At 64.6% G+C, this 13,944-nt stretch carries 13 protein-coding genes; 5 read left to right on the plus strand and 8 right to left on the minus strand.

Annotated elements, in window-relative coordinates; genetic code table 11:
* Positions 1 to 300: 300 nt before the first annotated feature.
* Complete coding sequence (locus OSH10_RS22800) at positions 301 to 1,077, minus strand: inositol monophosphatase family protein (RefSeq protein ID WP_266335055.1); 777 nt, start codon at positions 1,075 to 1,077, stop codon at positions 301 to 303.
* Between the two features lie 102 nt (positions 1,078 to 1,179).
* On the opposite strand from OSH10_RS22800, the gene OSH10_RS22805 reads away from it, so the two are divergent.
* The 4 genes from OSH10_RS22805 (at position 1,180) to OSH10_RS22820 (ending at position 6,152) form a co-directional block, all read left to right on the plus strand.
* Positions 1,180 to 2,232 (plus strand): extracellular solute-binding protein, encoded by a 1,053-nt coding sequence (locus OSH10_RS22805; protein ID WP_266335057.1) that lies wholly within the window; start codon positions 1,180 to 1,182, stop codon positions 2,230 to 2,232.
* Positions 2,233 to 2,339: 107 nt separating this feature from the next.
* Positions 2,340 to 3,428 carry an ABC transporter ATP-binding protein gene (locus OSH10_RS22810; RefSeq protein ID WP_266335059.1) on the plus strand — a complete coding sequence of 363 codons (1,089 nt, stop codon included), beginning with the start codon at positions 2,340 to 2,342 and terminating at the stop codon, positions 3,426 to 3,428.
* Positions 3,425 to 5,122, plus strand: coding sequence for an ABC transporter permease (locus tag OSH10_RS22815; RefSeq protein WP_266335061.1), 1,698 nt, complete (start codon positions 3,425 to 3,427; stop codon positions 5,120 to 5,122). Before OSH10_RS22810 ends, OSH10_RS22815 begins: the two co-directional genes overlap by 4 nt.
* A 52-nt stretch (positions 5,123 to 5,174) precedes the next feature.
* Positions 5,175 to 6,152 carry a sugar-binding transcriptional regulator gene (locus OSH10_RS22820; protein WP_266335063.1) on the plus strand — a complete coding sequence of 326 codons (978 nt, stop codon included), beginning with the start codon at positions 5,175 to 5,177 and terminating at the stop codon, positions 6,150 to 6,152.
* Between the two features lie 48 nt (positions 6,153 to 6,200).
* On the opposite strand, the gene OSH10_RS22825 is transcribed toward OSH10_RS22820, so the two are convergent.
* From OSH10_RS22825 to OSH10_RS22855, 7 genes are all read right to left on the minus strand, one after another.
* On the minus strand, positions 6,201 to 6,782 hold the full coding sequence (locus tag OSH10_RS22825; protein ID WP_266335064.1) for a DsbE family thiol:disulfide interchange protein: 582 nt from the start codon (positions 6,780 to 6,782) through the stop codon (positions 6,201 to 6,203).
* Positions 6,779 to 6,979 (minus strand): heme exporter protein CcmD, encoded by a 201-nt coding sequence (gene ccmD / locus OSH10_RS22830; RefSeq protein ID WP_266335066.1) that lies wholly within the window; start codon positions 6,977 to 6,979, stop codon positions 6,779 to 6,781. Before ccmD ends, OSH10_RS22825 begins: the two co-directional genes overlap by 4 nt.
* Positions 6,976 to 7,719: a heme ABC transporter permease gene (locus tag OSH10_RS22835; protein ID WP_266335068.1), complete on the minus strand. Its 744-nt coding sequence runs from the start codon at positions 7,717 to 7,719 to the stop codon at positions 6,976 to 6,978. Before OSH10_RS22835 ends, ccmD begins: the two co-directional genes overlap by 4 nt.
* A gap of 173 nt (positions 7,720 to 7,892) precedes the next feature.
* Entirely contained in the window at positions 7,893 to 9,416 is a 1,524-nt protein-coding gene (gene arfA / locus OSH10_RS22840) for an arabinosylfuranosidase ArfA (RefSeq protein ID WP_407660750.1), read from the minus strand.
* A 91-nt stretch (positions 9,417 to 9,507) separates the two neighbouring features.
* A complete protein-coding gene (locus tag OSH10_RS22845) occupies positions 9,508 to 10,341 on the minus strand; it encodes a carbohydrate ABC transporter permease (protein ID WP_266335072.1) in 834 nt (277 codons plus the stop codon).
* Complete coding sequence (locus OSH10_RS22850; RefSeq protein ID WP_266335074.1) at positions 10,338 to 11,210, minus strand: carbohydrate ABC transporter permease; 873 nt, start codon at positions 11,208 to 11,210, stop codon at positions 10,338 to 10,340. The genes OSH10_RS22845 and OSH10_RS22850 overlap by 4 nt, the downstream gene beginning before the upstream one ends.
* A gap of 75 nt (positions 11,211 to 11,285) precedes the next feature.
* A complete protein-coding gene (locus tag OSH10_RS22855; RefSeq protein WP_266335076.1) occupies positions 11,286 to 12,563 on the minus strand; it encodes an extracellular solute-binding protein in 1,278 nt (425 codons plus the stop codon).
* Between the two features lie 442 nt (positions 12,564 to 13,005).
* On the opposite strand from OSH10_RS22855, the gene OSH10_RS22860 reads away from it, so the two are divergent.
* Entirely contained in the window at positions 13,006 to 13,734 is a 729-nt protein-coding gene (locus tag OSH10_RS22860) for a FadR/GntR family transcriptional regulator (RefSeq protein ID WP_266335078.1), read from the plus strand.
* Positions 13,735 to 13,944: the final 210 nt, after the last annotated feature.

Here is a 13,944-nt window from a genome sequence, read left to right on the forward strand (position 1 = left end):
AAATCCGAACAATTCGAACCAGATCCCGAAAGCCGCACCAAACCCTGTGGACAAGGCAAGCGCACGGACGCTGGAAACCGCGGGATCCCGCCGGATACAGCTAAGCGCCTGAAAAGATTAACGTTCGTTAAGATTTGATCCGGCGCGGAGCCCGCGACCATGTCGGCCGCCAAGACTCGTCGTTCGCAAGCCAGGACCGTGAGCCCGTTCTCTGCGCCGTGCGGCAGCGCGACCGGCGAAAGAGAGAAAGAAAGCCCGAAGCGGCCGAAACGACCGCTTCGGGCTCTGGCGCCGGGTCGTTCAGGCAGGCCGCCAGCCGAGAAGCGGCCGCGCCAGCGCCACTGCCTCCGGCGAACCCGCCAGGTAATCGAACTTCTGCATCAGATCGGAAACACTCCAGTCGATCGTCGACACGCCACCCAGGCGCTCGATCGCCGGCAGGGCAGCCATCACATCCCAGCTCCGCACGCCAAAGCCGAGGCAGGCGTCGACCTGGCCGGCCGCCAGCATCAAGAAGGCAGCGGTCGTCGAGCCGCAATGGCGATAGGTCATCTTGAGATCGCCGACGATCGCCCGGATCGCCGCGATTTCCTTGTCGAGCGGCGTATCCGTGCTGAACCCGACGGCGATCACGCCCCGCCGACGATCGAGCCGTGGCAGCGGCGGCAGGGGATGGCCATTGAACAGCACCTCGGCATCGCGACCGCCAGACAGCGTCTCGCCCCTTGCCGGGGCATGGATCACGCCGAAGACCGGGGCGCCATTCTCGAACAGGCCGATCGAAACCGCCCAGGCGTCGATGCCGCGAACGAAGTTGAACGTGCCGTCGATCGGATCGAGCACCCATTGCCGGGGCGCCTCCGGACGGATCGCCGACCCTTCCTCGCCACAGATGCCGTCTTCGGGAAACAGGCGCTGCAGTTCGGCGAACAGATACGCCTCCACCTCGCGGTCCGCCCGGGTGACGAGGTCGAGCGGTCCCTTCTCCTCGACACCCGGCTCGGCCCCGGCGCCGCGAAAATAGGCGAGCGCGATCCGTCCCGCCGCCTCGGCCAGCTCCATCAATTGGTCCCGCATCGTCGCATCCGGCTCCCCGTTTAAATTCGATAGACAAATGTCACCATGATTTGACATGTGTCAATGAGCCGGTAGGATTGCTTAGCCGGGAGGAGATCCGGCATGCCGGCCTTCGCCGGCTCATTGGTCTGGGAGGACGAGATGACATCGGCAATCTGGAAGAAGACCCTGGCCGCGGCGGGCGTGGCGCTGCTCGCCGGAACGGCAGGCGCGACGGTCGCCCGTGGCGAGCCCGAAAAGGAACTGGTCGTCTACGCGTCGCATCCGTCCGAAATGGTGGATTATTTCACCCAGGAATTCGGCAACAAATACGGCATCCAGGTCACGACGGTGAAGGCCGGCACCGGCGAATTGCTCAACCGCATCCGCGCCGAAAAGGACCGGCCCGGTGCCGACGTGCTCTGGGGCGGCTTCGCCGATACGGGCGCCTCGGCCCCCGAACTGTTCGAGGCGTACCAGTCGCCCGAACTCGCCCATATCGAGCCGGCAATGATCGACAAGAAGGGCTACAATACGCCCTTCGCCGCCAGCCTGATGGTGCTGATGGCCAATCGCGAGCAGGTGAAGCCCGAGGACGCGCCGAAGAAGTGGAGCGATCTGGCCGACCCGAAATGGCATGGCAAGATCGTCCATGCCGACCCGTCCAAGTCGAGTTCGTCGCTGGCGGCGCTCAATACCTGGCTGATGATCTATGGCCGCGGCGACGAGGCCTGGACGCTTGTCGAGGCGATGACGGCCAATACCAACATCGTGCTGAAATCGAGCCTGGTCTTCCAGCAGGTCGGGCGCGGCGAATATCCGATCGGCGTCACCTATGAGGAGGCGGCGTTCAACTACGTTCTCGCCGACACCGCCGACATCATCTATCCCGAGGATGGCACGCTGGCGCAGCCGGAAGGCATGTTCATCGTCAAGGGCTCGCCCAATCCGAACGCCGCGAAGCTGTTCGCCGACTACATCCTCTCCGAGGAAGCGCAACGGAAGCTGGTCGAGCATTTCCCCGGCCGTCGCCCGACGCGCCAGGGCGTGCAGAACCATCCCCGGATGAAGCCGCTGAGCGAGATCAAGATCATCGACTATGACAGCGACTGGGCGAGCGCCGAACGCGCCGACATCCTTGCCCGGATGCAGAAGATCATCGTCAAGACCCAGTAACGCCGCGAGACGGCGGGCCGCCTCGCCGGTCCGCCGCACCGCTCCGATTCCCCCTCGCGCGCGCACCGCGCGGGATGCGGCCGCTCACGCAATCAGGATGCGCGAAGATGACAACCTCCGTCTCGATCGATTCCGTCACCAAGCGCTTCGGCGACTCGACCGCCGTCGACAATGTCAGCTTCGACATTGCCAAGGGCGAGTTCTTCACCCTGCTCGGCTCCAGCGGCTGCGGCAAGACCACCCTGCTGCGGATGGTGGCCGGCTTCATGCGCCAGACATCCGGCAACATCCGCTTCGACGGCAAGATCATCGACGACGTGCCGCCGCATCAGCGCAATACCGGCATGGTGTTCCAGAACTACGCGATCTTTCCGCATCTCACCGTCTTCGACAACGTCGCCTACGGGCTGCGCGCCCGGCGGCGCGGCAAGGCGGAGATCGATCGCGAGGTGAAGCGCATGCTCGAGCTGGTGCGGCTCGACCATCTCACCCATCGGCGACCGCGCGAACTCTCCGGCGGCCAGCAGCAACGCGTCGTGCTGGCGCGCGCCATGGTCATCCAGCCGGACGTCCTGCTGATGGACGAGCCGCTCTCCAATCTCGACACCGAGATGCGCATCCATCTCCGGAGCGAGATCCGCAGCCTGCAGCGCCAGATCGGCATCACCACCATCTATGTGACGCATGACCAGGAAGAGGCCCTGCTGATGTCGGACCGGATCGCGGTGATGAGCCGGGGCCGGATCGAGCAGCTCGACGTGCCGCACAAGATCTATGCCGAGCCGAAGACGCTGTTCGTCGCCGGCTTCATCGGCGAGAACAATCTGCTGCCGGGAACCGTCATCGCCCGCGACGCCGATGGCAGCAGCCTGATCGAGCTTCCCGGCGGCCATCGCGTGCGCGGCATGGGCGGCGTCGACGCGGCCGGCCAGCCATGCCTGGTCTCGATCCGGCCGCAGGACATCGATCTCGGCGCCCCTGGCGGCGCGCGTGAGACGGGCATCGACGGCACGGTGACGGACATCCAGTTCCTGGGCGGCACGGTGAAGCTGCTGGTCGAGATCGGCGCCGACAAGCCGATCACGGTCTCGCTGCAGGGGCGGCGCGGCATGGACATGCCGGAGGCAGGCAGTCCGCTCCGCCTCGATGTTCCCCTCCAGGCGGTGCGGACCTTCAAGCCCGAGGCACGCGCATGACGACCCTCTCGACCTCGCCAAACGCGCCCGGCCGGATGCAGGTCGCGATCGGGCGGCTGTTCGATTTCTGGCCGCTCGTCACGGTGGGCGCCCTCGTCATCACGACGCTGCTGCTGCTGCTGCCGGTCTACAACATCATCGGGCTCAGCTTCTCCGGCACGGAGGCGGGCAAGAGCGTCTTCGAGAACTACGCCATGTTCTTCTCCGAGCCGTATTACTACCGCTCGTTGATCAACTCGTTCATCGTCAGCCTCAGTGCGACCGTCCTGGCGCTGCTGGTCGGCATTCCCGCCGCCTATTTCGTCAGCCGCTACAACATCTGGGCGCGCAGCCTGATCAAGACGATCGTCGTGCTGACCTTCGTCTCGCCGCCCTTCATCGGGTCCTATTCCTGGGTGATCCTGCTCGGCCGCAGCGGCGTGCTGACCCGGTTCTTCGGCGAGTACGGCATTCCGCTGCCGTCCATCTATGGCGCCCCCGGCATCATCTTCGTCTTCACGCTGCAGTTTTTCCCGTTCGTCTTCCTGCTCGTCTCGTCTGGCCTCAAGTCGATCGACCAGAGCGTCGAGGACGCGGCGCGCAATCTCGGCTCCGGCGAGTTCGCCACCTTCGTGAAGGTGATCGCGCCGCTGCTGCTCCCCTCCATCACCACGGCGGGCCTGCTCGTCTTCGTCGCCGCCTTCACCGATCTCGGTACGCCGCTGATCCTCGGCGAGAAATTCCGCGTCCTGCCGCTGCTGATCTATGGCGAGTTCGTCAATGATTTCGGCGGCCAGCCGGTGCTGGCGAGCACGCTTTCGGTACTGCTGCTGGCGGTGACGACGGGAGCGCTGCTGCTGCAGCGCTGGCTGTCGGCGCGCTTCTCGCACGCGACATCGGCGATCCGTCCGCTCACCATGCAGGAGCCGAGGCCGGCGAAGCGCCTCGCAGCCGCCGCCTATGTCTACTGCCTGATGGCGGTCGCCATCCTGCCGCTCGTGAACATCGTCATCTCGTCCTTCCTGAAGGCGAACGGGCCGGTGCTGACGGCGCAACTCAGCCTCGAAAACTACCGCCGCATCGCGGGAACGATCTCACGCCCGCTATGGAACACCATCCTGTTCACCAGCACGGCGACGCTGGCCTGCGCCGTGGTCGGTACGCTCATCGCCTATATCATCGTCCGGCGGCCGGGACGGATCGGCGCGCTGCTCGACACCATCGTGATGTTTTCCTATGCCGTCCCGGGCATCGTGCTCGGCGTGGGGCTGGTGGTGACCTATCATCATCCGCCCTTCGCGCTGACGGGGACGGCGCTGATCCTGATCATGGCCTATTTCATCCGCCGCCTGCCCTTCTCGGTGCGCTCCTCCGCCAGCTCGCTGCAGCAATTGTCGCGCGATACCGAGGAGGCGTCGGTCAATCTCGGCGCCGGGCCGGCGGTCACCTTCGTCAAGGTGACCGTGCCGCTGCTCTCGATGGCGATCCTTTCCGGCGTTCTGCTGACCTGGTCGAACACCATCCGCGAACTGAGCGCCACGCTGATCCTTCAATCGGGCTCGACCGCGACCGTCAGCATCGAGATCTTCAACGAGGTGGTGAACGGCAATTTCGGCGTCGCCTCGGCGCTGGGCAGCGTCCTCATCCTGCTGACCTTTCTGCCGCTTCTTGTTCTCTTCACATTCATGGGGAAGAACGAGGAGGCCCTGGTTTGACCGAACCTGTCGGGCATACTCGGGCGACGAACCGCGCTGAAGGAAGCCAGCCTTGCCACCGAAAAAGACGCAGCCGACCGGGCGCACGCCGCGGCTTCCGGACGATCTGATCCTCGAGGCGGCCTGGCTTTATTATTACGAAGACCGCAATCAGAGCGAGATCGCCGAAACGCTCGGCGTCTCGCGCAGCTCGATCGTCGGCTATCTGCAGCAGGCGCGCGAACGGGGCATCGTCGAGGTGCGGCTCGACCCGAAGAGCTTCGGCCGTCACCATTATGCCCGCACGCTCCAGGAGCGCTACGGCCTGGCGGATGTCCAGATCGCGCCGGGCGACACCTTCTCGCTGGAGCGGGCGGCCCTTCTCGCGGCGCGCTGCCTGCCCGACCTGCTGGAGCCCGGCGATACGCTCGGCGTTGCCTGGGGCCAGACCGTTTTCACGCTGTCGGACCACGTGACGAGGCGAGCCATCCCCGACCTGACGGTGGTGCAGATGGTGGGAGCGGTCAATTCGCCCTACGGCTTCGATTCCGAAAGCTGCGCCTCGCGCATCGCCGCCGCCTTCGGCGGCCGCTGCGTCAACCTGCATGTGCCGGCGATCGTCTCCAGCGCGGCGATGGCGGAAGCCTTGCAGCGCGAAAGCGTCATCGCCGCCCAGCTCTGCGAACTCGACCACATCAACAAGGCGCTGTTCGCGGTCGGCTCCTGCGAGATCGACAGCCATATCGTGACGAGCGGAATCGCCGGCCCTGACGATCTCGCCGACTATCGGGCGCGCGGCGCGGTCGGCCTGATCTGCAGCCGCTTCATCGACAAGGCGGGCAACCACCTGCCCGGCCGCCTGGACGAGCGGATGATCGGCCTGACGCCGGACAAGATCCGCGGGCTATCGACCGGCATCCTGGTTTCCAGCGGCGCCGAGAAGATCGTCGGCATGGCCGCCGCGCTGCAGGGCGGCTATGCCACCCACCTCTTCACGGATCTGCCGACGGCCGCGGGCATTGTCGAGCTTGGAAACGCCGCGTCCGGCTGATCAGTTCGATCGCCACGCCATGCGGAAGGGGCAGAGAAGGCGCGCCGATCAGGACGCGGCCAGCGCCTTTTCGATCTCCGGCATCAGCACCGAGGACAGGCTCTCCTCGCTGAGCGGGCCGACGAACTTGAAGCGGATCTTGCCGTCGCGACCGACCAGGAAGGTTTCGGGCACGCCATAGACGCCCCAGTCGATGGAACTGCGGCCCTTCTCGTCGACGCCGACGGCGGCATAGGGATTGCCCATCTGGCCAAGGAAGCCGCGCGCATTGGCGGGCTTGTCCTTGTAGTTGATGCCGACCAGGTTGATCCGGCCGTCTGCCGCCAGCTTCTCGAGGATCGGATGTTCCTCCCGGCAGGGCACGCACCACGACGCCCAGATGTTCACCAGCGTGACCTTGCCGGCGAGCTCAGCCGTATCGATGCCGGGACGGTCGAGCCCTTCCAGCGGCGGCAGGACGGTGGCCGGCGCGGCGCGACCGATCAACGCCGAGGGGATCAGCGACGGGTCGCCGCCCTGCTCCAGCCGGATGACGAAGATCACGGCCAGCGCTGCAAAGGCGGCGATCGGCGCGGCGATGGCAAGCCGTCGTCCGAGCGAGCGCGCGGGCTTCGCCTCCGTTGCGGTCATGACGAGACTTTGGCGTTCGCGGTGGCGGCCTTGCGGGCCGAGCGGCGACGGATGCCGCGCGCCTCGAGATCCCGCATCTGGCGGCGCAGCAGCACGCCGTCGGCCAGGATCCAGCCCAGCACGGCGAACACGATGATCACGCTGGCCGCATAGGCGGCGAGGATGAAGCCGGAATGCGGCCCGAGGGACTCGATCATGCAGCGGCTCCCACCGGACTTGCCGCAGCGACGAGGCGCAGCGCCCGGATACGGCGGCGCAGGATTTCGTTGCGCATCGCCATCAGGCTGAGGCCGAGGAATAGGAGCGTCGCCCCGACGGCCGAGATCAGTAGCGGATAGAGCATGCTCGGATCGATCGTCGAACCGCTCATCCGGAAAACGCTGGCCGGCTGGTGCAGCGTATTCCACCAATCGACGGAAAACTTGATGATCGGCAGATTGACCGAGCCGACGAGGATCAGCACGGCGGCGACGCGGCCGCCCTTGATTGGATCCTCGATGGCGTTCCACAGCGCGATCAGGCCGAGATACATCAGGAACAGGATCAGCACCGAGGTCATGCGGGCATCCCACTCCCACCAGGTGCCCCACATCGGCTTGCCCCAGAGCGAACCGGTGATCAGCGCCATCAGCGTGAAGGCGGCGCCGACCGGCGCCGTCGCCTTCGCCGCGACATCGGCAAGCGGGTGGCGCCAGATCAGCGTGCCGAGCGCGGCGGCCGCCATCATGCCGTAGCCGAACATGGCGAGCCAGGCGGCCGGCACATGGATGAAGATGATCCGATAGGTCTCGCCCTGCAGATTGTCGGCCGGCGCGACGAACAGGCCCAGATAGAGACCCGTGCCGAGCACGAGCACCGTCGCGCCCCACAGCCAGGGCAGGAGGCGATCGGTCAGCGACATGAAGCGCGTCGGATTGGCGAGATCGATGATGGCCATGCCGATGTCATAGGGTCGCCGGGCCGTTTTCGCAACGCGACCGATTGGGCCGAGGCGATTTCTTGGCGACGCGGATGCCGGCTCAGGCGATCGCACAAGAAGCCGGCCCGGAAAAAAGAACGCCCGCATCGGTGAGGATGCGGGCGCGGTTGGGCGTTCAGGAGGCGTCAGGCTCAGGCGTTGCCGGCCGGCGTCGCCTTCGTGGTGATGACGTTGAACGAAGCCGGCTTCAGGCGGACGGTCATCCGCTCGCCATTGATCGTCACGTCCTTGTTGGCCTTGGGCGCGACGGTGTTCGGCGCGTCCTTGGTGTTGACTGCCTTGAGGTTCGAGTGATGCAGCTCGGTCGCGTGCACCAGCTCGCGATCGGCGCCGAGGCCGCGCAGCTCGACTTCGACCTCCATCGAATCCGTCAGGCTGCGGTTGAGCGCGATCACCGTCGTGGTGCCGTCGGCCGGGTTGTCGATGACGGTCGCATAGAGATACGGGATCTCCGGGAAGGTCTTGGCGCTGTAGGAATCCGATTCCGCGACGCTGCGCAGGACGCGGCCATGGCCGTGCTTCGAGGCGAGCGCGAAGGGATGGAAGATCGTCTGGCGCCAGGCGTCGCCGCCGGTCTCGGTCATGATCGGGCCGATGACGTTCACGAGCTGCGCCAGGCAGGCGACCTTGACGCGGTCGGCGTTGTTCAGCATCGCGATCAGGGCGCCGCCGACGATCAGCGCGTCCTCGGTGTTGTAGACTTCCTCGATCAGCGGCGGGGCTTCCGGCCAGCCGGGAACGCGCATGTTCTCGATCTTGTGCGTCTTGTACCAGACGTTCCATTCGTCCAGCGACAGCATGATCTTCTTGTGCGAGCGACGCTTGGCGCCGACCGCGTCGCAGATCGCCGCGACTTCCTTGATGAACGCATCCAGCAGCTCGATGACGCCGAAATATTCGGCGGCGGAATCCGCATGGTTGTTGAAGTAGGTGTGCAGCGAGATGAAGTCGACCTCGTCATAGCAGTGATCGAGGACCTGGTATTCCCAGGAACCATAGGTCGGCATGTTGCGGTGCGACGAGCCGCAGGCGGCGAGCTGGATGGTCGGATCGACCCAGCGCATCACCTTGGCGGTTTCGAGCGCGACCCGGCCATATTCTTCCGCGGTCTTGTGGCAGATCTGCCAAGGACCATCCATCTCGTTGCCGAGGCACCAGAACTTGATGTCGTGCGGCTTCTCGTAGCCATGCTCCTTGCGGAGGTCCGACAGGGCCGACCCACCCTCATGATTGCAGTATTCGAGGAACTGGCGCGCCTCGTCGGCGCCCTTGGTGCCAAGATTGACGCCGAACATCGGCTCGATATTGGCCTTCTTCGACCACTTCATGAATTCGTTGGTGCCGAACTGGTTCGTCTCGGTCGAGAACCAGGCGAGGTCGCGGCGGACGGGGCGCTTGTCGGCCGGGCCGACGCCGTCTTCCCAGTTATAGCCGGACAGGAAGTTGCCGCCGGGATAGCGGATGATGGTCGTGCCGAGCTCGCGGGTCAGCTCCAGCACGTCGCCGCGGAAGCCGTCCTCGTCGGCGGTGGCATGGCCCGGCTCGTAAATGCCGCCATAGACGCAGCGGCCCATATGCTCGACGAAGGTGCCGAAGATGCGTCGGTCGAGTTCGGATACGACGAAGTCGCGGTCAACGATGAGTCTGGCGTTCAACATGGGATGGAAGCTCTCGGCTTGGTCGTGAAGGAAACCGCCGCGATCCCGTTCCGGGGCCCGGTCGCGGCGGAGGTTGAAGGGTCCGGCGTCAACCCTTGATGCCGGCGGAAAGCATGATCGCCTGGGTCACGCGCCTCTGGAAAACCAGGTAGGCGATGGCGACGGGCAGCGCCGCGAGCACGGCGGCGGCGAGGTTTCGGGCGTATTGGACGCCGAAGTTTTCCTTCACCATCGTGATACCGACCGTGACCGTCATCGTGTCATCCGCGGTCGAGACGAGGAACGGCCACAGAAAGGCGTTCCAGGCGCCGATGAAGGTGATGATAGCCAGCGCGGTCGTTACGCCCCAGTTCATCGGCAGGTAGATGCGGAAGAAGATGTCGAACTCGTTGGCCCCATCCACGCGCGCGGCCTCACGAAAGTCCTTCGGCACGCTGTCGAAGAACTGTTTGTAGACGATGACGACGACCGGAACGATCAGCTGCGGCAGGACAATGCCGAGCCACGAGTTGATCAGCCCGAACTGGCTCATCAGCACGAAATGCGTGACGATCAGGGCCTGGATCGGCACCATGAAGCTCGCCAGCACGGTGAACCACAGCGCGGTCCGGCCGCGGAACCTCAGCTGCGACAGCGCATAGCCGCAGAGCGCACCCATCATGACGACAAGCACGGTCACCGACACCGCGACGACGACGGAGTTGACGTACCACTGGCCGATCTTGGTCGTCGTCAGCACATGGGTATAGGCGCCGAGCGTCCAGGTTTTGGGCAGCAGGTTGAGCCCCGGCTGCGCCACCTCGAATTCGGGCTTCAGGGTCGTTATGACGGCCCAGTAAAGAGGGAACGCCCAGACGATGGCGATGGCGAGCGTGACCAGCGTGATCAGGCGCCCGGCGAAATCGATCTTGAGAAGATTCATCGCGGTCTCGCCCTCAGAGCCTGATACTGCAACACGGACACCACGACGATGATCGCGAACAGGGAGAACGCAACCGTCGCGCCATAGCCGCCCTTATTGAGCTGGAACGCCTGCTTGTAGATGTACTGAACCAGCACCATCGTGTTGTTCACGTTGCCGCCCAGTGTCAGCAGGTAGATCTGGTCGAAGATCTTGAGCTGCAGGATCAGCTGGATCGTCAGCACGAGGGCCGTCACCGGCCAGATCAGGGGCCAAGTGATGTAGCGGAACTGCTTCCAGCGTTTGGCGCCGTCGAGCGCCGATGCGTCATACATGTCCTGGGAGATGTTTCGCAGCCCGGCGATGAACAGCAGCACGTTGAAACCGATCGTCCACCAGATCGTCACGAAGGCCATCATCGGCATGGCCCAGATCTTGTTGCGGAAGACCGCAACACGCTCGCCATAGAACGCGTCGAGCGCGTGCTGAGCAATGCCGAACTGATAGTCCATCATCCATTCCCAGATGCGGTACACGACGGAGACCGGGAGGATGTAGGGAAGAAAGAATGCCGCCAGGATGAAGCTCTGGACATAGCCCTTCTGCCGATTGACCATCATTGCGAAGACGAGGCCAAGCAGCGTGTTCGGGATAACCGTCAGCAGAACGAAATAGCCCGTATTCCAGACAGCGCTGAGATAGGCCTTGTCGTTGAAGAGCCTCTGATAGTTCTTGAAGCCAATCCATTTCCCGGCGCCGATCAGCGGCGCATCGGTGAAGGTGAGGATCACCATCCGAACGGTCGGGTAAAGGAACAGGACGAGATAGGCGATGACAAAGGGGGCGACAAAGGCCGCCGCGACCCAGTTATCGCGTGATTTGGTGTGCATGGGAGGCTTCCAGGCTTCAAGGCGGGTGACCCGGCCGGCGAACCGGCCGGGTCGTGAAGCGTCGATAGTTCAGGACTAGTCCTGAAGTCCCTGCAGTTCGTCGCGCAGGCCCTCGGCGCCCGCCTGGGGCTCCATGTCACCATTCACCACCGTGGTGATGTTGTTGGCGGAGGCCTCATAGACCGGCGAGGCGACGCCAGCGAGCTTGCTGGTCGGATCGAACACGGCGGTGGCCGCCAGCGTCGAATAGGTCGCGTTCGGCTCCATGGTCTTGAACGCGTCGGTCTGGGTCACCGGGACATAGGCCGGGATGTGACCGGCATTGGCCCAGCTGATCGAGTGCTCGTTCATCCACTTGATCGCGGTCAGAACGGCCTTCAGCTTCTCCGGCGAGATTTCCTTGCCCTTGCGGTCGGGAATGGCGAAGGCGTGCGAATCCGCCCAGGTGGCGGGCTTGTCGAAGAGGGTCGGGATCTGGACCGCGCCCCACTCGAAGCCGAGCTTGCCCTGCTTGGCGAGGTCGGCCATCGTCGGGACTTCCCAGACGCCGTTCATCAGGGTCGCGGCCTTGCCGGAGGTGAAGAGGGCGATCGAGGGATTGTAGTCGGTCTGCTTCGGCACGACGCCGTCCGAGACCCACTTGGCCATCGCGCCGGCCGCCTTGGCCGCCTTGTCGACATTGTCGCCGTCGAGGAACTTGCCGTCCTTGTAGAATTCGCCACCCTGCTGGTTGAACAGCGAATAGAAGACGCGCCACACACCGCCGTCGCCGGCCGTCTGGAAGGACATGCCGTAGTCATAGCCGGCATCCTTGAGCTTCTTCAGCGCGGCGTCGAAGTTCTCGATGCCATCCAAGCCCTTCGGCTTGCCGTCCTCGCCGAGCAGGCCGGCCTTCTTCAGCGCGTCCTTGTTGTAGAACAGCACGATCGAATGGATGTCGAAGGGAATCGCATACTGCTTGCCGTCGACCTGGGCCGCCTTCCAGTTCGCGGGAGCGTAGTTGGCGCCGTCAATGCCGGCCGCCTTGAGTTCGTCCGGCGTGATTTCGCGCAGCACGCCCGAATCGACGCCGAGGGGCAGGCGCGACAGGTGATAGGTCATGACGTCGGGACCTTCGCCGACCGCCGCCGAAGTCTGGACCTTGGTGTAGAACGGAACGCCCCATTCGAGCGTCGTCGCCTGGATCTCGATGTCCGGGTTCGACTTGTTGAATTCGTCGATCAGCGACTTCATCCGGACGCCGTCGCCGCCGGAGAGGAAGTCCCACCAGACAACCGTCTCCTTCGCCTGCGCGCCCGCCGTCATGGCCAGCAGCGCCGCCGTGGCGAGGGCCTTCGTCATCAATTTCCGCATATCGCGATTCCTCCGCTGTGTCGCACCTTCGGATCTCGCAACAAGACCCGTCCTCCGGCGACCTTTTGTTTCGATGTCGTCCTTGCTGGAACGACAGCATTTCCGATTCCGGCGCGGGCCCGGCCTTCCGTGCCCTTGCCTGCCTCACCCCGCTTCGACGCGCTTCGCGCGGCTCCCCGAAGCCGGGCCGGGCCTGTCCGTCTGCCGAAAAAAACGTCCCGGCAGCAGCCTCCCATACGATTTCCCAACGAGCCCCCTCCCCAGGGCGGCCTCAATGGTATTATCATATGCGTCGATCATGGTTTTGATCTCGGGGTTTGTCAATCGGCTCATGGCGAGCGCGCAACACCCCGAACCGCCCCTCGCTTCGGATCCGAAGCGGGGACTTGGCCTATCGAAGCAAAACCGCGTAAAGGGATGACACTTGGCGGGAGAGGGTGTGATGCTGGAGCGCGAGCTTCTACCGGTTGGGACGATGAGCGCGCAGGTCGCCAATCATATTGGCGTCCGGATCGTCTCCGGCGAATTCGTGCCCGGGACATCGCTGCCGATCGAAAGCGAGCTGTGCCAGACCTATGGCGTCAGCCGGACGACCATCCGCGAGGCGGTAAAGAGCCTGGCGGGCAAGCGGCTGATCGAGGTGTCGCCCAAGATCGGCACGCGGGTCCTGCCCTTTGCCGAATGGAATCTGCTCGATCGCGATGTGCTCGCCTGGCGCCTGCAGGCGCAGTTCGACCACAAGATCGTCGAGGACATTTTCGAGATGCGCCTCTGCTTCGAGCCACGCGCATCCTTTTTGGCAGCGCGCGACGGCACAGCCGACGACCTGGCCAAGATCGAGCACTATTTCCACGAACTGGTCGCAGCCTATGAACACAAGCTGCCGATCAAGGCGACGTCGGAATCGGCGCTTGGCTTTCACCTCGCCGTGATCAACGCCTCGCATAATGGCCTCTTCGTCACCATCGGCAGCGCGGTCAAGTCGGCGCTGCGGGTCTCGTCGGAAATGCTGCAGCAACATGCGGCGCAGCCCAACGAGGATATCGCGCTGCATGACGCCGTGCGCACCGCGATCGTCGCCCGCCGGCCGAAGGAGGCCGCCGATGCGATGACCCGCCTACTCGCCGCTTCTCGCGAACGCATGCTGCCGCTGACCGTCGACGCCGCCTGATGCGCCGGCCGCATCTGGTTGCAGCCCTTTCCGGCAAGACGCGGCGCGTTCCATGGCCTGGCTTTCACGCGGATCGCCGGTGGAAGTGCACGCCTGTCCCGACACCGGAACGATCTGGCGCCTGGTTCTTACCTCCCGCGCCCGCGCTCTGGGCTATGCCTCAGAACGGCAAAACCCCGCCGGCTTTTGGCTCGGCGGGGTTTTGTTTGT

The organism is Kaistia defluvii, from assembly GCF_026343955.1.
In the GTDB taxonomy this organism is placed as follows: Bacteria; Pseudomonadota; Alphaproteobacteria; order Rhizobiales; family Kaistiaceae; genus Kaistia; species Kaistia defluvii.

Excerpts from the sequence above, each read along its gene's own strand:
- OSH10_RS22810 (WP_266335059.1), top strand. The coding sequence starts at position 2,340 with ATGACAACCTCCGTCTCGATCGATTCCGTCACCAAGCGCTTCGGCGAC.
- OSH10_RS22805 (WP_266335057.1), top strand. The coding sequence starts at position 1,180 with ATGCCGGCCTTCGCCGGCTCATTGGTCTGGGAGGACGAGATGACATCG.
- ccmD (WP_266335066.1), bottom strand. The coding sequence starts at position 6,979 with ATGATCGAGTCCCTCGGGCCGCATTCCGGCTTCATCCTCGCCGCCTAT.
- OSH10_RS22815 (WP_266335061.1), top strand. The coding sequence starts at position 3,425 with ATGACGACCCTCTCGACCTCGCCAAACGCGCCCGGCCGGATGCAGGTC.
- OSH10_RS22835 (WP_266335068.1), bottom strand. The coding sequence starts at position 7,719 with ATGGCCATCATCGATCTCGCCAATCCGACGCGCTTCATGTCGCTGACC.
- OSH10_RS22845 (WP_266335072.1), bottom strand. The coding sequence starts at position 10,341 with ATGAATCTTCTCAAGATCGATTTCGCCGGGCGCCTGATCACGCTGGTC.
- OSH10_RS22825 (WP_266335064.1), bottom strand. The coding sequence starts at position 6,782 with ATGACCGCAACGGAGGCGAAGCCCGCGCGCTCGCTCGGACGACGGCTT.
- OSH10_RS22855 (WP_266335076.1), bottom strand. The coding sequence starts at position 12,563 with ATGCGGAAATTGATGACGAAGGCCCTCGCCACGGCGGCGCTGCTGGCC.
- OSH10_RS22860 (WP_266335078.1), top strand. The coding sequence starts at position 13,006 with ATGCTGGAGCGCGAGCTTCTACCGGTTGGGACGATGAGCGCGCAGGTC.
- OSH10_RS22850 (WP_266335074.1), bottom strand. The coding sequence starts at position 11,210 with ATGCACACCAAATCACGCGATAACTGGGTCGCGGCGGCCTTTGTCGCC.
- OSH10_RS22800 (WP_266335055.1), bottom strand. The coding sequence starts at position 1,077 with ATGCGGGACCAATTGATGGAGCTGGCCGAGGCGGCGGGACGGATCGCG.